This window comes from Herbaspirillum sp. 3R11, assembly GCF_004563925.1.
GTDB lineage: Bacteria > Pseudomonadota > Gammaproteobacteria > Burkholderiales > Burkholderiaceae_D > Herbaspirillum.
Genome location: NZ_SPNJ01000001.1, coordinates 442,076 through 462,520 on the forward strand (window position 1 = coordinate 442,076; position 20,445 = coordinate 462,520).

Here is a 20,445-nt window from a genome sequence, read left to right on the forward strand (position 1 = left end):
TCATAATGATAGTAATATTACTTTCGAAATGATAGTAACCCTTCTTTTTAGACTGATCTGCCGATGTGGAGATAGAAATAATGAGCAACGTTTATGGACGCGTGGCGATAGTGACAGGCGCTTCGTCGGGCATCGGCCTGGCGACCGCAAAAAGGCTCAAGCAAGCCGGGTATCGGGTGTTCGGCACCAGCCGTAAAGCCATGGCCGACAACGTCGACGGTATTTCCATGCTGGTCTGCGACGTGACCGACGACGCGTCGGTTCAAGCCATGGTGGCGGCAGTGTTGCGCAAGGACGAGCGGATTGATTTGCTGGTCAACAACGCGGGCATCGGTTTGCTGGGCGCTGCGGAAGAATCCTCCGTTGCCCAGGCCCAGGCGCTGTTTGACGTGAACGTCTTCGGAATACTGCGCGTGACCAACGCCGTATTGCCGACGATGCGGGCGCAGCGCAGCGGGCGGATCGTCAACATGAGTTCGATATTGGGGCTGATACCGTCGCCTTACAACGCTCTCTACGCGTCGACGAAACATGCCGTCGAAGGTTATTCGGAGTCACTGGATCATGAACTGCGCACGTTCGGCATCCGGGTGGCGCTGGTCGAGCCCGGACTGATCAGGACTTCGTTCGAAGAAAGCATCACAAGGCCGGATGCATCGCTTGCCGTCTATGACGCCGTACGCGCGGACATGGAAGCGTTGATGCGAAAAGGCATCGTCGCCGGCGACTCGCCCGACGTGGTCGCCGATACGGTGTTGAAGGCGGCAACAGATGCCGTGCCGAAGCGGCGTTATACCGCAGGAAAACTGGCGCAGCAGGTCAGCTTCATGCGGAGATTCCTGCCGGAATCGATGGTCGATAAAAATCTCAGGAAATACAACCAGTTGCCGGTCTGACGCACCAACGCGTCATGACAACCGCTGTCTATCCACTCCTCACTGATCGAGCAATAAAATGACTGCTGCCCGTAACCCGGCCGAAGCAAACCGCATCCTTTACATCGCCGCCATCGTATCGTCGTTGGTGATGCTGGATTCCAATGTGGTCGCGGTTGCGCTGCCGACGATCGCGCGTTCCATCGGGGCGGATTTTTCCGCCTTGCAATGGGTCATTACCGCTTACGTCCTTCCTTTCGCCGCGTTGCTGCTTGCCGCCGGATCATGGGCGGACATCTACGGCCGCAAGAAAGCCATCCTGCTGGGGCAATTCATCTTTGCACTGGCATCGCTGTTCTGCGGCATCGCCACGACGCCGCTGTTGCTGAACCTGGCGCGGGCGGTGCAAGGTGTCGGCGCCAGTCTGCTGCTGACGGCGGCGCTGGCCATCATCAACAACGAATTCCAGGGCAAGGAGCGCGCCCGGGCTTACGCATTCTGGGGATCTTGCCTGGGCATTGCCATCACATGCGGTCCCATCATCGGCGGCGTGATCTCGAACTATTGGGGCTGGAACTGGGTGTTCCTGATTAACGTCCCGATTTGCGCCGTACTGATTTTCGCCACGCAGAAAATCATTCCCGAATCGAAATCGCCGGTGGCCAAAAAGCTGGACTACGCCGGCGTGGCGACCTTCAGCATCGGCCTGTTCCTGCTCACCTGGGCGGTCATCGACGGCAATGCGCTCGGCTGGAGCAGCGCCGCCATTTCCTTGCGCCTTGCCGGCGGCATCGTGTTGCTGCTGTTGTTTGTTGTCGTGGAACGGCGGCAGCAAGATCCGATGGTCGACTTTTCGCTGCTGACGACATCGCGCTTCATCGGCAGCGCCCTGGCGATGATCGGTTATGCCGGCGGTGCGCAGGTGATGATTTTCTATCTTCCGGTTTATCTCCAGAAAGCCTACGGATTTGAGCCTGCAGCAGCCGGCCTGGCGATGTTGCCGTTCGCGCTGCCGATGTTCCTGATTCCCAAGGTGGGGGCGCGCCTGTCGGCCGTGATCCCGTCGAAGGCCATCCTCGGCATGGCGCTGGCGATCACGGCGTCCGCCAATTTCCTGATGGCGTTGGTGAGCGTTTCAGACTTGAGCTACGGCGTCTTCGCTGCGGCGATGATCTGGGCGGGAGTCGGCGCCGGATTGCTCAACAGTGAAACGGCAAAGGCCTTGCAAGGCGCCATTCCACCGGAACGCGCAGGCATGGCGTCGGGCGTCAGCGCTACCGTCCGCTTTACCGGTTTGTTGCTCAGCGTGGCTGCACTGGGCGCCGTGCTGGCCGCGACCACCACCAGATTATTTTCGGACCGTGCAGCGAGCTTGGGACTTTCTCTTGACGCCGCGCGGGAACTGGCCAGACATTTTGTCGCGGGCGAAGCGGCGCAAGCGCATGCCGGCGGCGTGGATTTTTCGCGCTACCAGGATGCCCTGCGCCATGCTTTTGATGCTGGTTTTGCCTCCACCAGCATTGGCGCTGCGTTGATTGCGGCGGTTTGCCTGGTGCTGATGTATCTGATCATGCCGAGGGAGCAGGGCTTGTCGGCAAAGGGGCAGAGCGACCTGGAAGCGGTCATCGTTCCCGGCGAATAAAAGCGCGGGTCAGGCGATGGGTCATTTCAGATCAGATGGCGGGCAAGAAATGCATCCGCCCGCCCGTTCGCCGGGCTGACCATTCGCAGTAAAACCTATCGGAGATCAATGCATGAAAATCGGTTCAACACTGGCGGCCCTGATGCTGGCGGCGATCGCTGCGACACCCGTTGCAGGCAATGCAGCCAATGCAGTCCCAGACGGGACGGCAATTCGCTATCGTCATGCGACTGTCGACAACATCGACATTTTTTATCGGGAAGCAGGCAATCCGCGCGCGCCGACCTTGCTCCTGCTGCACGGCTTTCCTTCGTCATCGGCAATGTTCCGCGATCTGATGCCATTGCTGGCGGACCGTTTTCATGTGGTGGCGCCGGACTATCCGGGTATGGGCGCCAGCGAAGCTCCCGCAGCTGACAAGTTCAAGCCGACCTTCGACAACCTGGCCACCGTGATGACGGATTTCGCAGTCAAGCTCAATCTGTCCAACTACATTCTGTACATGCAGGATTTCGGCGGGCCGGTCGGCATGCGCATGGCGGTGCGCAATCCGGAGCGTGTGGACGGATTGATCATCCAGAATTCACCGGTCTCACTGGACGGCTGGGATGCCAAGAGGCTTGCTGCAATCCAGGCCGGCGCCGCCGGTCCGATGACGCCCGAGAAGCGCGCGGCGGCGGCGGCGCGCGTGGTGCAGGCAACCTCGAACCTGTTGCACCAGTACGGCGCCGCGCATCCCGAACAACTCAACCCGGATTCCTGGGCGGTCGACGCCTACGCGTTGAACGACCCGGACAAGCGTCGCATCATGACCGATCTGCAACTCGATATTCCGTCGAGCCTGGCGCTGTATCCGGCCTGGCAGGACTACCTGCGATCCCGGCAGCCGCGCACGCTTGTCGTATGGGGACGCAACGACCCGATTTTCGCGCCCAATGGCGGCGACGTGATCAAGACGCTGATTCCGACTGCCGATGTCCATTACTACAACACCGGCCATTTTGCGCTGGAAGAGAATGGCGCCGACATCGCCGGCGAGATCCGGCGCTTCTTTCCGTGATGGAGTGAAGCGCATCGGCAGTCGGATTTGAAATAACACTGATCGCCAGAAAACAGAAAGCCGCTGAAACTTGCGTTTGAGCGGCTTTTTCACGACTTCTGCGTACTATCCTGCCATGTTTCTTGGTGCCTGAGGCCGGACTTGAACCGGCACGCCCCTTTCCAGGTAAGCGGCGGATTTTAAGTCCGCTGTGTCTACCAATTTCACCACTCAGGCCTTGGGTGTTTCCGGCGCAGGAGGCCGGAAAAGGAACGCATTATAGCAGCGACTTTGGCCGGATTTGCGCGAATGTTTCCGCTGCGCCATGCATTTCGCGGTTTTTGTCGCCGCAGCGCACATCCGCGCACATCGGCCCCTGTCGGCGCGGATTGACGTCGCCCGGCATTTCCAGTCTGTAACATCCATGCAGGTAGTAAAATGAGGGCTATTCCAATTCGAATCGGTTGAGACCATGACACAAGCTGTATTGAAGACAGTTCAATGTATTTCGCCTACCGGTTTGCATTCCATGGCTTACAAAGAGTGGGGCGACGCGCACAATCCGAATGTGCTGGTCTGCGTCCACGGCGTGACGCGCGTGAGTGATGACTTTGACGTGATGGCGCGCGACTTGTGCGACACCTATCGGGTGGTGTGTCCCGACGTGGTCGGCCGCGGCCGTTCCGGACGTCTGGGCAATCCACAGCATTACGCAATTCCTCAGTATGTCAGCGACATGGTCACGCTGCTGGCGCGGCTCGATGCCGACAGCGTCGACTGGTTCGGCACCTCGATGGGCGGCCTGATCGGCATGGGGCTGGCGTCCTTGCCGGACAATCCAATACGCCGCCTGGTGCTCAACGATATCGGCCCGTCCATCAACGGCGCGGCGCTGGCGCGCATCGGTGAATACATCGGGCAGGATGTGCGTTTCGACACGTTCGACGAAGCGGCGCTGTACATCCGCACGATTTCGGCGAGCTTCGGTCCGCATACCGATGAAGAGTGGCACAAGCTGGCAAGCGACGTGCTGCGCCAGGACGAACAAGGCAAGTGGAAACGTCATTACGACTTGCGCCTGGCCGAGCCGTTCAAGACCATGACGCCGGAAGCGGCCAGCATCGGCGAAGCCATGCTGTGGGCCGCCTACGATGCGATCCGCTGTCCGACGCTGCTGGTGCGCGGCGCGCAATCCGACCTGTTGCTGCCCGAGGTGGCGCAGGCCATGACACAACGCGGTCCCAAGGCCAAACTGGTGGAGCTGGAGGGCGTCGGCCATGCGCCGACTTTCATGCACGCTCAGCAAATCCAGGTCGCCAAGGACTTTTTGCTCGGTTGATTTCATCCCTGACCGGGCTCTTATTGATTGAGAGGAAACATCATGACAGTTCAACGTCTGCACGTCGGCAAGCGTCTTTCCGAAGTCGCCATCCACAACGGCACGGTCTACCTGGCGGGCCAGATCGCCGAAGACACTACCCAGAACATCGAAGGCCAGACGCGCGAAGTGCTGGGTCATATCGATCGCCTGCTGGCCGAAGCCGGCAGCAGCAAGGAACATATCCTGTCGTGCCAGATCTATATCGCCGATGTCAAGGATTTCGAAGGCATGAACATCGTGTGGGACGCCTGGGTGGCCGCCGGCAACACGCCGCCGCGCGCTACGGTTGAAGCCAAGCTGGCGCGTCCGGAACTGCTGGTCGAGATCATCATCGTCGCCGCACAGAAGTAATCTTCCGGCGCAATTTCCAACGCGGTCTTCAACGTTTATCGAATCAGGCAAAGGTTTCATGGTTTCTGTCGTCGCAGTTCAGCAGGAGGGCAATGCCTCCATCGTCGCCGGCCTGAGTCCGGAAGACAGCGCACGCGTATTGGCGGCGCTGGCCTTCGTCGAGCCGATCTATCGCGGCAAGCCGATTACCTCGGGACAGGATGCGCTGGCATTCGTGCAAGGCGTGGCCGGCGTGCTGACGGCGCTCAACGTCGACGCCGAGACGCGCATCGCGGGGCTACTGTTCGAGCTGCATCTGCTCGACCTTGATGTGGCGGCGACGATTGAAGAGCGCTACGGCAAGGACATCGGCGACCTGGTCGCCGGCGTGCGCCAGCTGATGCGTTTCCACGGCCTGACCTTCCAGCATCCGCAGGAAGTCCTGCGCGGCAAGAACGCGGCGCAACAGGCCGCGGCGCAGATCGAGACGCTGCGCAAGATGCTGCTGGCGATGGCTTCCGACATGCGCGTGGTGCTGGTGCGCCTGGCGTCACGCGTGACGACCTTGCGCTACTTCGCCGAGAACAAGATGGAGAACGAGACCACCGCGCAATATGCGCGCGAGACTTTCGATCTCTATGCGCCGCTGGCCAATCGCCTCGGCATCTGGCAGCTCAAATGGGAGCTGGAGGATCTGTCCTTCCGCTTCATCGAGCCGGTCACGTACAAGCGCATCGCCAAGATGCTGGAAGAGAAGCGCATCGAGCGCGCCGAGTTTGTCGCCACTGCCATCGAGCGCCTGCGCGCCGAACTGACGACCGCCGACATCAAGGCGGAGGTCTCGGGCCGCCCCAAGCACATCTACAGCATCTGGAACAAGATGCGCGGCAAGTCCATTGATTTCTCCGAGCTGTACGACGTGCGCGCTTTCCGCGTCATCGTCGACGACGTCAAGGATTGCTACACGGTGCTCGGCATCATCCACAACATCTGGGTGCCGATTCCCAAGGAATTCGACGATTACATTTCGCGGCCCAAGCAGAACGGCTACCAGTCGCTGCACACTGTCGTGGTGGCCGAAGACGGCCGTCCGCTGGAAGTGCAGATCCGCACGCGCGAGATGCACCACTTCGCGGAGTACGGCGTGGCGGCGCACTGGCGCTACAAGGAAAGCGGCGGCTCCAATTTCGCTGCGCAGAAGTATGACGAAAAGATTGCCTGGCTGCGTCAGCTGCTGGCATGGAAGAGCGAAGTCTCCGACGCCGTCGTGGAGCAGGAAGAAGTGCGCCGCGACTGGGTCGAGAAGCTTAAGTCGACCACGCTCGACGAACGTATCTATGTACTGACCCCGCAGGCGCGCGTGATCGAACTGCCGAGCGGCGCCACACCGATCGACTTCGCCTATCACCTGCACAGCGACGTCGGCCATCGCTGCCGCGGCGCGCGCGTGGACGGCGTCATGGTGCCGTTGAACACGCCGCTGAAGAACGGCCAGACCGTCGACATCATCACCGTCAAGAGCGGTCCCGGCGTCGGCCCGTCGCGCGACTGGCTGAGCACCGGTTATGCCGCCAGTTCGCGTACGCGCTCCAAGGTGCGTGCCTGGTTCAACGCCATCGAACAGGAAGAGACGCTGGCGCACGGCCGCACCGTGCTGGAGAAAACGCTGCAGCGTGAAGGCAAGACCGCCGTCAACCTGGAAGAGCTGGCGCACAAGCTCGGCTTCGGCAAGGTCGATGATCTGTGCCTGTCGCTGGGCAAGGACGAATTCAGCCCGCGCCAGATCGAGCAGATGCTGCATGAAGGCGAGGAAGGCAAGGAAAATAAGCACACCGAGCCCGATGAAGCCTCCATCACGCGCAAGAGCCGCGCCTCCAGCGTGGTGCAGGGCGCCAAGTCCGGCGTGCTGGTGGTCGGCACCGAAGGCCTGATGACGCAGCTGGCGCGTTGCTGCAAACCGGCGCCGCCGGACACCATCGTCGGCTTCGTCACGCGCGGCAAGGGCGTGTCGATTCATCGTCTGACCTGCAAGAATTTCACCGAGATGAGCAGCAAGGCGCCCGAACGCGTGATCCAGACCGAATGGGGCGCCTCCGGCAAAGACACGGTCTACCCGGTCGACATCTTCGTGCTGGCCGGCGATCGCCAGGGTTTGCTGCGCGATATTTCGGAAATCTTCCTGCGCGAAAAGATCAACGTCATCGGCGTCAGCACGCAAAGCATGAAGGGACAGGCGCGCATGGGCTTCACCGCCGAGATCGGTTCGACTGCGCAATTGCAAAAGGCGCTGACCGTGATCCGCGAGGTGAAGGGCGTACTGGAAGCCAGGCGGCAGTAGGGGTTGCGGGCGGCTGCCTGATTTCTGGAAAGCTGCCGGAGAAGATATTTTTAAAAACTTTCCGCCAAGACTAGCCAAAAATAAAAAATGCCCCTATAATCTCGCTTCTTCACTAGGCGCGTAGCTCAGCTGGTTAGAGCACTACCTTGACATGGTAGGGGTCGTTGGTTCGAGTCCAATCGTGCCTACCAGTATTCTCGATATTTGCGGGGGTGCTGGGATTATTTTGGGATAGTGACCCATTCAGTATCGCTTCCATCTTGGCCTTTTCCCGGCCTCGATCGGCAGCATCAATCCATTTTGCGTACGTCGTGAAAACCATCTTGGGATTAGCATGGCCAAGCTGGCGAGCGATGTATGCAGGGTTGACTCCTGACATCAGCGCAATCGTTGCGTAGGTGTGCCTGGTCTGATAGGCGCGCCGGTGTCGAATTCCTTTTCTCTTCAAAGTCGGTGCCCAATAGTGGTCTCTTTGCGACCGCTCGTCATGCCATGACTTCCCCGTTACCGGGTTCTCAAAAACTTCCTCTGTCTTCAAGTACGTGTATTGCTTCATCGTGCGCAGCGCATTCATGGCGCGCTCGACCAGGTCGACGTCGCGGGTCTCGCTCGTCTTGAGTGCTTTGACCGTTCCCTTGAAAGTCTTGGCGACCTGGATGCGGATTGTTCCATGGTTCCAATCGATGTCCTGCCAGCGCACGGCAATGGCTTCTTCCGGCCGCACTCCCGTCGTAAACATGAACTCGAAATAGGCGACGACTCTCGGATCGTATTGCTTTGCCATGTGCGCCAGCACGGACTCCATCTCTTCGGCGCTCAACGGATCTGGGGGCGACTTCTGGTGCTTGGTGTTGTTGACGCCGCGCATGGGGTTGTCCAGCTCCGGCCGGTCGCGGCCGAGCAATTCAAATAGGCCGCGCAGCGGTATGAGGTAGTTGTTGCACAGCTTGGCCGTTGGCCAGGGGTGCGATCCGACGACGCCAGCGATTTCACTGTGGGGGATGGCGGTTAGCGGCCGGTCAGCGCCGAATTTCTTTTGCCAAAAGACCAGCGCATTCTTGTATTGCGACAGCGTCGCAGCGGAGAGGCGCCCCTTGGTGGCCAGCCATCGATCCGACATATCTTTCAGGGTAACGTCTGCTGCCGGGTCGCTCTTCGCGATGGCCGAGTTCGGGAAATACACTGCATACTCAAAGATGCCGGCGGCGATCTTCTTCTTGATCTCGTCCGCCAGCCTGGTCGCGTATTTGATATTGGCCGGCGTCGGCTCCATGTTCTCCAGCGTCTCCTTACGCTGCTTTCCCTGCCAGCTAAATACGATCCGGATGCTGCGCTCACGGACTTCTATCCCTCTACCCATTTGTAATACTCCAACATGTTGATATTGATATGCCCGTCTGGGGCGCGTCTATACTGCCGGCCTTCAATCCATACGCCCGATTCTATCTTGCGCCGTACCGCTTTGTCTGAATAGCCGGTGAGGGCGCAGAACGCGGGAATTAGCACCCATATGACCTGGACGGCGACTGCGTTCATGTCGCCCCCCTTGCTACGTGACCGATGTGGGTCGTGCTACGATTCCGCCAAACACTAAACTTGGGGGAAAGATGAAATTTCGGGCGGCAATTGCGCGGGTCGTTAGTCTGAGACTGTATGGTTTTGTGATCTTGCTTGCGGCGGGTCTGCTCTATGGGTTGCTGCGGGCAATTTGTGAGCATGGTGTGGCGTCCAGTGAGGCGGCGGGCTGGGTGCAGGCTATCGGCTCCGTCCTCACTTTGGTCGTAGCCTTCCTGGTCGTGGAGCGCCAGTTCAATAAGCAGCGGCAACTCGACATTGAAAAGGAGCGGCGCGATAGTCATCGGAAAGCCGTTGTTGCAGCCGGCCCGGCCTTCCACAAGCTCAGTCAAATGAACGTAACCATAACCGCCGCCATCAACCTGCTGCTCGAAGCGGAGACTATGGATATGGGATTCGTTCCGTTGGAACAGTGCGCAACGCGGTTGCGAACCATCCAGGCATGGACGTTTGATGAGTTGATGAATCTCGCCCCTATAGCTGCCGACCTTGCCCTCAACCTGATTGAATTGTCTGCCAGCATCAGTCATAAGGCTGATCTTGCAGCGGGAGAGGATATTCGCGGCCAACACATCTTGGGGCCGGTTCGCATTCATCGCGCACAGATGGTGGCTGGCGGGCTGCGGGCATGCCGCCAGACGTTGGTGGGCATCTTGCGTCAGATCAATGAATTTACCGTCCATAGCGCCACCACAAAGCCTGCCCTCGACGTGAATCCGATCTAACTTGTACGGTGCTAGGGATGCGTGTTTGGCGCTTGCGGGGCAACGGATTCCGCAAAACAATCAGCCCGGTTTCGACGGGCTTTCTTCCCAATGCGACCCGCACCAGGTCGCGCATTTCAGCGCTGGTCGCAAGGCCAAGCTCCTCCGGATTGAGGAGCTTGAGCAGCAGATCCTGAATGCGCGGATCTATCGGCCTTGTTCTCATGGTGTCTCCGCTGCAGTCTGGATCAATGCATCGACGTAGTTCAGGTTCATGGTCCGGGTCTCGGCCTTCAGGGTCGCCAGTGCTTCACGCACCAAGTCGACGTCCGACTGAAAAATCATCATTCCATACTTGAACTTGTTGGCGAGCTGGCGGAGCGGGGCCGTTGGCATTTCGCGCTCGGCGATATGAGCGTGCAGCTCGTACACCTCGGCGAAGCCGTTGATCGCTGGCGCTAGTTCAAACCACTCATGGCTGCTAGGCACCTGAAAGACTGCAGTGCCGCCCTGGTCGTCGATGTCGCCGGTCGTTTGGAGAGTCGTGACGATCTGCTCCATCTGGCCGAACGCAGCTGCGATTTTCCAGGGCATGCTTGCAATGGTGCGGGTGCCTGGCTCGATCCGCTTATGTGCGCGGCGGTCGCGTCGATCCCAGCGGCTCATTTTGGATCCTTCGCGGTAGCGGTGTTCTTTTCTTCTGCCAGTTGGTCCGGCGTCTTGAACGGCCATGCGGACTTTGCTGGGGCCACCGGCTGACGCAGCGCGAACTCCACTGGGCCGGCTTTGCGCTCGAACTCGGAGCGATGAAGGCGGCCGATATTCCAGTGATCGTGCGTCGGCTCGGTTGGCGGATATGGATTCGTTGTCGAAAGGTCGGTGCAGTTGTAGCCCTCTGTATAGGCCGGCTGCTTTTCGACGTCGACCAAGGACCAATCCTGCGCATCTGCTGCAGGCGCAGCCGTAGGAGGGGTAGGAGCGGCTGCGGCGGCTTTGGCCTTTGGTGCTGCCTTCTTCGGTTTGGCGGGTGACTTCTTCGCTGCAGGCTTGGTTGCAGCGGGGGCCGGCTTTGCGGCAGTCACTGTTTCATCAGCCTTGTTTGTCTTTGGCACGGCAATCGCTGCCTGCTTTTCTTTTGCTTTGCTCTCGGCCTTGATGCGTGCTGCGCGGAGCTTGCTGTTTGCTTCCGCCGTCGCTTCGGCTTTGTGCTGGGCCTTGATCTTTGCAGCGTCGACGCCGTGGCGTTTCGCAGCGTTAGCGAGTTCTTCTGGCGCTTCATCGTTGTTGTTGTAGTTGCTGTTGGCCTGCGTGCAGCTAAAGATTGATGCCGTCCAGATGACGTCAGCCAGCTCGCCAGTATTGAGCGACCGCAGTTTGTCGGCCAGTTCCTTGCGGCCGTCGTAGCTTGCCATGCTGACGTCCCAGCCGAGAAACTTGAGGAGCCTGCGCAGCGTGTTGCTCTCGGTGCGGTGCAAGACATGCGCGGCAACCATCTGCCAGTCTTCAAACTGCGGACCCGTCGCCTGCATGTTTTCGCGGATTTTGGAAAGCACATCGACGCGGAATTCGGTGTTGAACTTCGCTTTCTTGATGGCGGCTTTTTCGGAATCGCTAAGCGAACCTCCGGACAGGGATATGCCCAGCTCTTTCACGGCCGGCTTCAGATCGTCCATGCTGATCAGTTCAATCACATCCTGAGTAACTGGATGGCGAACAGCGACCGGGTCAATGCCGCTCGCTTTTGCCAACTGCCCGTAGGTGCGGTTCTTTGGGTCTCGATAGCATGTCTCTGACGGCTTCTTGAACGTCTCGTCCGTGCTATCGCTTGTGCCATACGGGAATATTTTCTTCGCCGCTGCCGTGTCGTCGATAACTGTGCGGCCGCGCTCCTTGGCCTTGTTGACTTGGATAGTCGACCAAGCAGAGCGTTTCTGACTGAAGCACGCGGTGTCTGTGCAGACGTCTGCACTTTCGACGTCGGGGAACTGATCAGGCTGATTGCCGGTGCGTTTTGGGCATGTCGTGCATGCGCCGACCTTCGGCAGCAGCGCTTCATCTTTGATGTTGAATGGAGCTTCCTTCAGCTTGAGCATGAACTTGCGCTGAATCAGGTTGATGGCGACGCGTTGCGACATAGGGTCTTTGTTCTTGTCGCCAGCGATCTCGCCGCATGCTTCCATCTGCAGCTTGGAGCCGGGGATGCGCGCAATAAGAACTGCCAGCGACAGGGTCAGGTGCTTTGCATAGAACAGTTTGCGTGCGCCATCGCACAAGTCCAGTAGCTTCATGCTGGCATCAACATAGGCTTTGCTGCGATTGATCTTTTCGGCCAGGTCGAGACGCTTGTAGCCGTAGGTCTTGATCAATTGCTCGAAACCTTCCGCCTCCTCCAGTGGGTGCAGGTCGCGGCGCTGCAGGTTTTCCAGCACCTGAATTTCGTATACCTGCTGGTCCGTAAGCACGCGAATCAGGACGGGGATTTTGGTCAGTCCTGCAATGAGCGATGCGCGCCAGCGTTGTTCTCCGGCTACGACCTCCAAGTCCTGCGGCTCGGCCTTCGTCGGTGTGACGGGCCGCATCAGGATCGGCTGAACGATGCCGTACTCCTTGATGCTGCCGGCCAGATCCTTCAGGAAGGCTTCGTCAAAAATCTTGCGCGGGTTCGTCTTGGAAGCGCGGGTGCGGCTGCGTTCGACGACCTTGAATTCGCTGTCGGGGACAAGTTCAAATTTGCCGTCGACGACGGGCGTGGTGGTGGCGAGTTCCATTGTGTGGATCCTTAGTTAAGTGGCAGAGCGGGAGTTGCTTTCGGGGACGTAGAACAGCAATGCGCCGGAGGCGCTAACGGCCGAAGCGTGAAGGGGAAGGGTTACGGTGATTTGCCATGCGGTGCTGCCCGGCAGGCGAGGGGCTTGAACGGCGCGCACTGGAGCGCTGACCTCGTAGCCCTTCGATTCCATGCGTGCAATCACATTGGCCAGCGAGTTGGACTCGTTGCGAAGCAGTAGGGCGCTGCGAGTCGCTCCGGCGTCGAGTGCGTCGCTCAGCGCATGGATTGTCATTGCCGCCGCCGGCGTTGATACAGACGGCTGGACGCGCTTCATTGGTCGCTCCGCTTAGCTGGAGCGGTCGCGCCGCAAGCGCGTTGGCGTGCTACGACGCCATCGGCAGTGTCTGGCCAAGACTGCTTGCAGATATCCAGCAGCTGCGCCTGAACGGCTGGCGTCAACTTGGGGGCGCGAGCGGCCATGATGCCGTGCGATACCCCGCGTTTATATGCACTGGTGACGCGCTCGATCTCTTCGTTGCGGTGAAAGTGGTTGTAGATGACAAGCAACACCAGGATGACGACGGCTGCAATCACGGTATCAATCAGCATTTGACGGATGCGGTTCATAGTGGTCTCACGAATGTGGCGCACAGGCCGAAGCGGTCGAATGCAGACGTCTGCACATCGAAGCTGGACCGTGCAATGGCGGGATAAGCCCAGCGCTGGCCGGACTCGGTGGTGACGGTGATGTGGAAGGCTTTCACGATGCCGCCTTGATGCGGACGCAACTGACGCAGAGGCCGTACTGCTGCAACTGTTTGACGGTGATCTGCTTGCCGCAGTCGCAACGGCGGCGGTTGTGGACGTATGGCGGTTTGCTTGCCGCAGTGGTCGCACGAAAGCGTTCGGTGCTGAGAGGTGTGAAGCCGATGATCATGCTGGCTCCAGCTCTTTAGTTGGGGTTGGTGTGAAGAGATTGCGGATCATCTGCTCGCCGCTGAACACTTGCGGTGGGCGCTTGCGATGCAGGTAGTGCGGTTCGACGACCACCTGCCAGTTGCGATAAGCCACGACATAGCCATAGACAAGGCCGGGGCCGCCTCCGGGCGCGCCGTCGAGGCAATGCCTCGTGGCGGCTGCCTCGATAATTTCCAGTTCGGTTTCGTTGGGAATCAGGAACTCGCCTGCGAGGTTTGCTGGCGCACGGAATACGACGATCTCGCCGACTGCGAAGGGGCCGTTCATTTGGCACCTCGCTTGGTTTTGCCCTTCAGCTTGTCGAGGTCGCGTTGCGTTGCGATTTGCTTGCGTGCTTCGGCGCAGGTCATGCCGAGGGGCCACGCGCTGGGAAGCGCTGGTCGTTGCGAGCGGATGGAACTGATCGGCTGGAGAAAGTTAATGCGCCGTGGGAGTTGGAATGCTGCAGCTCTGTGTTTTCGGGATTGCATCGTCGGTCCTCATCTGGTTGTGATGGAAAACGCGACGATTAAACCATAGGTTTAAATTAAGAGTCAACCTCAGGTTTAATGTGTGAAAAAATTAAACTGACGGTATGCTTACAGCGGGTTGATTTTTGACAATGAACAATAGTGGTGCTGGAAGGGGCGGTGGTGGTTCAGATGATTAAGAAGTCAGACGAGGGGGATGATGTGGTGGAGTTGCTGGAGGCGTACAGGGGTATGGCACCTGAGGCACGGCGTATCTTGCTGGAGGCGGCCAGGCTCTATCTCCGGCGGTTCCCGGACAAGCGCTCTAAGGCGGTTTTACGGCTTGTTGTTGCGCGCAATAAGGTTAACTGATTCAGCCTTTGGGGCGCTATCGATAGCGGCCTCAATCAGCGCGCGGCCCATAACGCTCGCCTCGCGATAGGACGTCAGCATCCGCATTTCATCTGCGGTCACGTAGATGAGGGAGAGCGATTGTGCTGGCGCTGCCTCCGACTCCGTATCTTCTGATAGTAGGGCGTCGAGGGAAATCTGCAAGATGATTGCAACCTCTTTGGCCTTGGCTCTCGAAATATTCCCTGTTGCGATCCATTTGGACACGGCGGTATTAGACACGCTGGCCTGCTCTGCGAGCCAGCCCTGCGTCTTTTGCAGGCTTTTGAGGCGCTGCTTGATGATGGTGCCTACGTGTTTGGACATGTGTTGATTTTCAACTCTACGTTTATTAAGTTCAACAAACCTGCGCTTTACAAAGAATTAAACCTCTGGTTAAAATGCGCGAATGCAAAATGACCGGAAGACAACAATTGAAGAGGCCGTCGCCGCTGTGGACGGTCCATCAGAAATGGGGCGGCGCTGCGGTGTGACGCCGCAAGCCGTGTGCCGCTGGCTGCGGCGCGGCAAAGCCCCGAGTGATCGCTGCATAGCGATTGAGGTCGCGACGGGCGGGCGCTATACGCGCTACGTATTGCGGCCTGACGTGTTTGGTCGCCAGGACGCATCTGGTCAGCCTACCGTCCCGGCCGATTCCTCCAAGTTGCCAGTCCCGGATGTGACGTAACGATGTCATCTCCCAACTCCAAGACGCTCAAGTTGTCGCCGCTACGTAGTGCGCTGCCGATGGCTCTGAAGATCGAATCCGAGCCGGCGCTGGATAACCCCGTCATCGCAATCGCGGCCTCGGAAGTCAGCACGGCCTCAACGTCATCGAGGTTTGACTTGATCGCCTGTAGCACTGCGGTTGCTATTGCAGGCAGATCGTTGCGGGTGATCTTTGACGCGAGATGGACAAGCACCAGGTATTTGGCCGATTTCATTTTTCTTATTCCTCCAACGTTTGATGTGTGGGCGAAGCATAGCGAACCGCACAGAAAAATATAACCACCAGAAAAGGGCATACGTTGTGAACATTCGTAAGGCGCTCCTCGGAATGATCCGAGCAATTGGTTGGGACTCGATGTGCGACGTCCTGACAATGACGCGGCAGCAACTGGAGAATCGGCTGTACGAACGCCGTGGCCAGGGCATCACTGTTGACCTCGCATTGGAGATGCAAGCGGCCAGCGGTACGACACTGTTTGCCCAAGCGATAGCGGTCGCAAGCGGCGGCTCGTTCGTCAAGCTGCCGCCTGGGATGGAGGGCGATCAGGAAGAGTTGCTCGCCAAGTTCAACCGTCTATACATGCATGTTGGCCTGCTGTCGGCTCGATACGCCGAGTACACGGCCGACAACGAAGTCGACAAGCGCGAGCGGGCGGACTTGATTGCGATTGGCAACGAGATATCGCAAGCGACGCAGGAGCTGCTTGCGCTGACTTTCCGGACGTTCTGCGCACCTGAGCAGGGGGCCGCTGAGTGACGCTTGACGATTTCGGCGTTGTTGCCTCAGCCGCCCTGCAGTCTATTGAATCCCTGCTTTTTGAATGGTTTCCCAATGGCGTCATTGAGGGCGCGGAGTTTTGTATTGGTTCTACCTCCGGCGAAGCCGGCAAATCTCTGCGGGTTCGCCTTCACGGCGAACGCGCAGGCTTTTGGTCAGATTTTTCTATGGACGGCGAAGCCGGCCGTGATCTTATTTCCCTCTACGAAGTCGCGAAGGGTGTTTCGCCTGGTCGAGCGTGCGCAGAACTTGCATCCCAGCTCGGCGTAGCGATCACCAACGACGACGGTACAAAAACCGTCCCGTCCTTGGTTTCAAAAAATCCACCAAATCGTGCGCCTGCGCAAGCCGGCAAAGGGGTACAAGCCAAGTCGGAGAAGAAGCCAGCGACCGCTTGGGAACCAATCGTCCCGATTCCTGATGACGCGCCACCGTATCCTGCAGCGCATCCTATTCGTGGTCTGCCTGAGCGGCGCTGGGAGTATCGCGATCAGGAGCGGCGTCTGTTGGGTGTGGTGTCGCGTTTTGTCACATCAGAGGGCGATAAGGACATCATCCCTTGCGTCTACGCGAGACATCCGGAGACGGGGCGATGCGATTGGCGGTGGATGCAGTGGCGCGTGCCTCGGCCGCTGTACCTGCCTGGTCCCATCGTGCCGGGACTGCCCGTACTGGTGGTCGAGGGGGAGAAATGCGCTGATGCCGCTTACGCGCTCTTCCATGAGACGTGGAACGTCGTGTCATGGCCGGGCGGTGGCAAGGCTGTTGAAAAGGCTGGATGGTCATCGCTGGCGGGGTATGACGTGCTGCTTTGGGCCGATGCCGACGCGCAGCCGTACAAGGGTAACCACCCGCAAGCCGGTCAAATCAAACCGGAATGGGAACAGCCGGGCATGAAGGCCATGCAGAAGATTGCCGGCATCCTTCGGCAGCTCCGTTGCTCCGTCTCGCTCGTCGACATCCCAGAGCCTGGCATTAAGCCGGACGGCTGGGATATTGCCGACCTTATCCACGAGGATGGTGTGACGGCCGAAGACGTTGATGCCTGGTTAAGCAAGCGTCGGCCGCAGGCGGATGACGTCGCTGCAGTCGTCCCACAACAGGCAGAGGCGCCTGCATCTGCCGACGAGATTCCCCCGTGGGTTGATGGACCTCCTGACGACGCTGTACCCCTAACTCCGGCTAGCGCGAAGGCGTTGGACTGGGCGGCCTTACGTGAATTGATGATCCCCAACAGCTCCGGTGGTGTGAAGGCGTGCCGCGAGAATGTGTTCCTGGCGTTGAAGCATGATGCCAAGCTGCAGGGCATCGTGGCTCGCGACTCGTTCGCTGAGCTACAGATGAAGAAGCGTTCGCCGCCATGGCAGTCGGATAGCGGTGAATGGAATGAAGGCGATGACTTCCACCTCGGTATGTACTTGGCGCGGCGGTATGGTCTGGTGATGGCATCGGTCGGCGAGATCGAGAAAGCCGTGGCCCAGATCGCTCGTGAGCATGCGTTCAATCCCGTCGCTGACTACATGAACGCCTGCGCCGACAAGTGGGACGGCACACCTCGCGTTGAAACTGCCTTCGTCACCTATTGGGGCGTCGAGGATTCTGAGTACGTCAGGTTGATCTCGACGATGTTCCTGGTCGGCCTTGCTGCCAGATCGTTCTATCCGGGCGTCAAGCACGACTGCGCGCCGGTGTTTGAAGGTGGGCAAGGGCGCGGCAAGTCTACTGCACTGAGTGTGCTGGCCGGCGACTGGTACGCCGACACGCCATTCCGCATGGGTGAGAAAGACGGCTACTTATCGATTCAAGGTGTTCTGCTTTACGAGATCGCCGAGCTGGAGCAATTCAACCGTTCGGAAGTGACGGCGGTGAAGGCATTTATGTCGAGCCGAAACGACCGCTATCGTGAGCCATACGGCCGTCGAGTCAAGAACGTGCCGCGTCGTACCTTGTTTGCTGCGACCACCAACGAGAACCAGTACTTCAAAGACCCGACCGGCAATCGCCGATTCTGGCCGGTCAACGTCGGCCGCATCGATATCGACAAGCTCACGGCAGACCGTGATCAGCTGTTCGGCGAAGCGGTCCATCTGATGCGTGCTAAGACCAAATGGTATCCGACGCAGGAGCAGCAGATCAGGCTGATCAACGTTCACCAGGAGGACCGAGAGATTCCGGACCCTTGGATCGGACGTCTGTACGACTACTGCGAAGGTATCGATGGTGACGGCCGGATCCTTGCGGCAAACAAGCTGGAAAAGGTAACGGTGCGCGAGCTGCTGACCAGGGCGCTCCACATTGAAATAGGCAAGCTAGGACCGGCCAAGACCGAGACGATGCGCATCTCTACATGCATGCGCAAGCTGGGTTGGCGGAAGGATAGGCAGGCGTCTGGTGCGCGTGAATATTTCTATGAGCGCATCAAGGAAGAGGTGGTCGGCATGCAAGCGTCGACCTCCGGAGAGGCGGATGATGATCTGCCGCTATAGGTCGGAAATGAATCGTCAGGTATCATTGAGCCAGGGATCGTGCGCGCATAAATCGCGTGCGGAAAAGGCTCATGCACTTGCCGATTTATCCCAACCTCCCAACCCCGTCCAACCTTTGAATTTCAAGGTTGGACGGCGGAAAGCCGCTCCAGTAGCCGGCCCGCCAACCTCCCAACCTTTTTATAAAAAATCCTCGCACACACATACGCGCCCGCGTATGTACGCGACGAGTACCGCTTTATTTTTTTTCTATTCCAATCAAAAAGAGGTTAGCGAGGTTAGGAGGTTGGCAAGTCCAACACCGAAGCGGCTTACAGCCGTCCAACCTTTTGCCCAACCTTTTCTTGTTCTGAGGAGGTTGGTCGAATGAAGGATATGCGCAACGACATGCCAACAATTTCGGGAATCGTCGATGACCTGCGGCGGCAATACGGACTTCTGCCGATTGACCGACAGATACGGCGAGCCATGCGAGGAGAGCCGACTTTCTTCGCGAAAGAGAACGGCCACACCATCGGAACACAAAGCAAGCGCGGAACGGTCGAGGTCTACTCCGACGACCGAGGGATCAGTCAGACCCGGCCAGTGGTGGTCCCGGCAACATACATCGAATTCACGCTGCCTGAAGGCAAGCCAACCAGGGGAAAGTAATGCTGCACGCAATTTCAAACGACGAAGGAATGTTCAAAGATGTGACACACGCGTTGCATGTCGCTTACCTGGTCATGTCGACCGAGGCTCGACAGGACTGCACGACAAGGGCGGCGCTGCTCAAAATGATGGAGTACGCCGAGGATCCGCTGACGGCGGAGCAGGCTGACTGGTTTGAAGAGTTGCGGGGCGTCGCATCGCAGTCTCTCAATTTCAAGGGATTAAGTTCCGACGATATCCGGGCGCAATGCGCGCTGATCGTGTCGGCCGTTCGGAGCAAACTGCCTGCTCCGGAGATGTATGCCATGGAGGCACGCTTCACTCAGACTGAGTTTGAGGATGTACGAGGCGTGCGAAGGTTCGCCTTCTCAAGAGAGAAGGCGACGGCGATCAAGGCGTTGTCCGATTGGTTGCAGCCATCAGTGGGAACGTTGCCGTCGCTGGCCTTGGATTGTTTGGTGGCGAAGCAATATGCCAACCACAGTCGCACGTCGATCAGCTATCGGGATCTGGAAGCATCGTTCCACTTGCCGCGCATGACGTTCGCTCGCGCCGCAACGAAGATTAAGGCCAACATCCGTGCGCTTGAGTTGAGTGCGGCCAAGCGACTGCAGCTGCACTTCACTCAACAGGGCATCTTGCGGGAGCCGGAAAAAACCGCTTGACGCTGTTGGGACAGCGCGAGTATATTTTCGCCACACTCGACGCAGTCACGTCCAAAGCCCTGATGAAGAAATTCATCGGGGCTTTTTCGTTTCTGTCGTGCAGACGTCTGCATCGTCATTGATCACGTGGGGAAGCGCTTGCCGTGCCTTCGGGCGCGGCTTTTTTATTCTGAGTAGGAAGGTCGCAATGGTTCAGAAAGCAAAGACGCCGTGTCGGCACATTGGTTGCCGTCACTTGGTGGATACGCCTGGCTATTGCGAGCTGCACAAGTCCGAAGCAACCGGGTGGAACTCGCCCCGCTGGAGCGGTAGCCGCCATGAGCGAGGTTACGGGTCGAAGTGGACCGAGATCCGGAAGCGGATCCTGGCTCGCGACAACGGCCTATGTCAGCCGTGCCTGAAGCAGCAGCGCTCGACCAGGGCGAAGCATGTTGACCACATCATTCGCAAGGCTGACGGCGGCAGTGATCGCGACGACAACCTGCAATCGATCTGCGTGGCCTGCCATCGGACGAAAACCGCGACAGAAGGCCGAGGCAGGCCGGGCGGAACGGAAGAAACAGGATTTTTTTGAAAAATGCCAGCAGACCGGGGGGGCGGGTCGATTTTCTGGGCAAATCGTCGGCGGGGACTGTGCGCCCCGTCTTTTTTTTGTGTGCGCAAGT

22 protein-coding genes and 2 tRNA genes are annotated in these 20,445 nt (G+C 58.7%); 14 read left to right on the forward strand and 10 right to left on the reverse strand.

Annotation, left to right across the window (positions count from 1 at the left end):
• Positions 1-80 precede the first annotated feature (80 nt).
• The 3 genes from E4P32_RS02010 (at position 81) to E4P32_RS02020 (ending at position 3,577) form a co-directional block, all read left to right on the forward strand.
• A complete protein-coding gene (locus tag E4P32_RS02010; protein WP_116433489.1) occupies positions 81-896 on the forward strand; it encodes an oxidoreductase in 816 nt (271 codons plus the stop codon).
• A 58-nt stretch (positions 897-954) separates the two neighbouring features.
• Positions 955-2,517 (forward strand): MFS transporter, encoded by a 1,563-nt coding sequence (locus E4P32_RS02015; RefSeq protein ID WP_116433488.1) that lies wholly within the window; start codon positions 955-957, stop codon positions 2,515-2,517.
• Between the two features lie 112 nt (positions 2,518-2,629).
• The gene (locus tag E4P32_RS02020; protein ID WP_199525585.1) at positions 2,630-3,577 is read left to right on the forward strand and encodes an alpha/beta hydrolase; all 948 of its coding nucleotides are present in this window, start codon (positions 2,630-2,632) and stop codon (positions 3,575-3,577) included.
• 123 nt (positions 3,578-3,700) lie between these two features.
• Here the strand turns inward: E4P32_RS02020 and E4P32_RS02025 are convergent.
• Positions 3,701-3,793 (reverse strand) — tRNA-Leu (locus tag E4P32_RS02025).
• Between the two features lie 235 nt (positions 3,794-4,028).
• On the opposite strand from E4P32_RS02025, the gene E4P32_RS02030 reads away from it, so the two are divergent.
• The 6 genes from E4P32_RS02030 to E4P32_RS02065 all read left to right on the forward strand — a co-directional run bounded on the left by E4P32_RS02030 (position 4,029) and on the right by E4P32_RS02065 (position 9,905).
• Positions 4,029-4,895 carry an alpha/beta hydrolase gene (locus tag E4P32_RS02030; RefSeq protein ID WP_116433487.1) on the forward strand — a complete coding sequence of 289 codons (867 nt, stop codon included), beginning with the start codon at positions 4,029-4,031 and terminating at the stop codon, positions 4,893-4,895.
• Between the two features lie 42 nt (positions 4,896-4,937).
• Positions 4,938-5,288 (forward strand): RidA family protein, encoded by a 351-nt coding sequence (locus tag E4P32_RS02035; RefSeq protein WP_116433486.1) that lies wholly within the window; start codon positions 4,938-4,940, stop codon positions 5,286-5,288.
• A gap of 58 nt (positions 5,289-5,346) precedes the next feature.
• Positions 5,347-7,605 carry a bifunctional (p)ppGpp synthetase/guanosine-3',5'-bis(diphosphate) 3'-pyrophosphohydrolase gene (locus E4P32_RS02040; RefSeq protein WP_116433485.1) on the forward strand — a complete coding sequence of 753 codons (2,259 nt, stop codon included), beginning with the start codon at positions 5,347-5,349 and terminating at the stop codon, positions 7,603-7,605.
• Positions 7,606-7,719: 114 nt separating this feature from the next.
• A tRNA-Val gene (locus tag E4P32_RS02045) sits at positions 7,720-7,796 on the forward strand.
• A gap of 356 nt (positions 7,797-8,152) precedes the next feature.
• The gene (locus E4P32_RS02050; RefSeq protein ID WP_116433484.1) at positions 8,153-8,518 is read left to right on the forward strand and encodes a hypothetical protein; all 366 of its coding nucleotides are present in this window, start codon (positions 8,153-8,155) and stop codon (positions 8,516-8,518) included.
• 694 nt (positions 8,519-9,212) lie between these two features.
• Positions 9,213-9,905, forward strand: a complete 693-nt coding sequence (locus E4P32_RS02065) for a hypothetical protein (RefSeq protein WP_116433482.1) — start codon at positions 9,213-9,215, stop codon at positions 9,903-9,905.
• A gap of 201 nt (positions 9,906-10,106) precedes the next feature.
• Here E4P32_RS02065 and E4P32_RS02070 read toward each other — a convergent pair whose 3' ends face one another.
• From E4P32_RS02070 to E4P32_RS24030, 9 genes are all read right to left on the reverse strand, one after another.
• A complete protein-coding gene (locus tag E4P32_RS02070; protein ID WP_116433481.1) occupies positions 10,107-10,550 on the reverse strand; it encodes a hypothetical protein in 444 nt (147 codons plus the stop codon).
• A complete protein-coding gene (locus E4P32_RS02075) occupies positions 10,547-12,652 on the reverse strand; it encodes a ParB/RepB/Spo0J family partition protein (RefSeq protein WP_116433480.1) in 2,106 nt (701 codons plus the stop codon). Before E4P32_RS02075 ends, E4P32_RS02070 begins: the two co-directional genes overlap by 4 nt.
• Positions 12,653-12,667: 15 nt before the next feature.
• Entirely contained in the window at positions 12,668-12,988 is a 321-nt protein-coding gene (locus tag E4P32_RS02080; RefSeq protein WP_116433479.1) for a hypothetical protein, read from the reverse strand.
• Positions 12,985-13,281, reverse strand: coding sequence for a hypothetical protein (locus tag E4P32_RS02085; RefSeq protein ID WP_116433478.1), 297 nt, complete (start codon positions 13,279-13,281; stop codon positions 12,985-12,987). Before E4P32_RS02085 ends, E4P32_RS02080 begins: the two co-directional genes overlap by 4 nt.
• The gene (locus tag E4P32_RS24020) at positions 13,278-13,418 is read right to left on the reverse strand and encodes a hypothetical protein (protein ID WP_158559712.1); all 141 of its coding nucleotides are present in this window, start codon (positions 13,416-13,418) and stop codon (positions 13,278-13,280) included. The genes E4P32_RS02085 and E4P32_RS24020 overlap by 4 nt, the downstream gene beginning before the upstream one ends.
• Positions 13,415-13,591, reverse strand: coding sequence for a hypothetical protein (locus E4P32_RS24025; RefSeq protein WP_158559711.1), 177 nt, complete (start codon positions 13,589-13,591; stop codon positions 13,415-13,417). Before E4P32_RS24025 ends, E4P32_RS24020 begins: the two co-directional genes overlap by 4 nt.
• The gene (locus E4P32_RS02090) at positions 13,588-13,899 is read right to left on the reverse strand and encodes a hypothetical protein (protein WP_116433477.1); all 312 of its coding nucleotides are present in this window, start codon (positions 13,897-13,899) and stop codon (positions 13,588-13,590) included. Before E4P32_RS02090 ends, E4P32_RS24025 begins: the two co-directional genes overlap by 4 nt.
• A gap of 518 nt (positions 13,900-14,417) precedes the next feature.
• Positions 14,418-14,798 (reverse strand): helix-turn-helix transcriptional regulator, encoded by a 381-nt coding sequence (locus E4P32_RS02095; RefSeq protein ID WP_116433476.1) that lies wholly within the window; start codon positions 14,796-14,798, stop codon positions 14,418-14,420.
• Positions 14,799-15,109: 311 nt separating this feature from the next.
• The gene (locus E4P32_RS24030) at positions 15,110-15,415 is read right to left on the reverse strand and encodes a hypothetical protein (RefSeq protein WP_167735679.1); all 306 of its coding nucleotides are present in this window, start codon (positions 15,413-15,415) and stop codon (positions 15,110-15,112) included.
• Positions 15,416-15,501: 86 nt separating this feature from the next.
• Here E4P32_RS24030 and E4P32_RS02105 point away from each other — a divergent pair, with 86 nt between their 5' ends.
• The 5 genes from E4P32_RS02105 (at position 15,502) to E4P32_RS02125 (ending at position 20,354) form a co-directional block, all read left to right on the forward strand.
• Complete coding sequence (locus tag E4P32_RS02105; RefSeq protein WP_116433473.1) at positions 15,502-15,957, forward strand: YmfL family putative regulatory protein; 456 nt, start codon at positions 15,502-15,504, stop codon at positions 15,955-15,957.
• Entirely contained in the window at positions 15,954-18,464 is a 2,511-nt protein-coding gene (locus E4P32_RS02110) for a VapE domain-containing protein (RefSeq protein ID WP_116433472.1), read from the forward strand. Before E4P32_RS02105 ends, E4P32_RS02110 begins: the two co-directional genes overlap by 4 nt.
• A gap of 366 nt (positions 18,465-18,830) precedes the next feature.
• Positions 18,831-19,115: a hypothetical protein gene (locus E4P32_RS02115; protein ID WP_116433471.1), complete on the forward strand. Its 285-nt coding sequence runs from the start codon at positions 18,831-18,833 to the stop codon at positions 19,113-19,115.
• Entirely contained in the window at positions 19,115-19,780 is a 666-nt protein-coding gene (locus tag E4P32_RS02120) for a hypothetical protein (RefSeq protein WP_116433470.1), read from the forward strand. The genes E4P32_RS02115 and E4P32_RS02120 overlap by 1 nt, the downstream gene beginning before the upstream one ends.
• Positions 19,781-19,967: 187 nt before the next feature.
• Entirely contained in the window at positions 19,968-20,354 is a 387-nt protein-coding gene (locus tag E4P32_RS02125; protein WP_116433946.1) for an HNH endonuclease, read from the forward strand.
• The last annotated feature ends 91 nt before the right edge of the window (positions 20,355-20,445 follow it).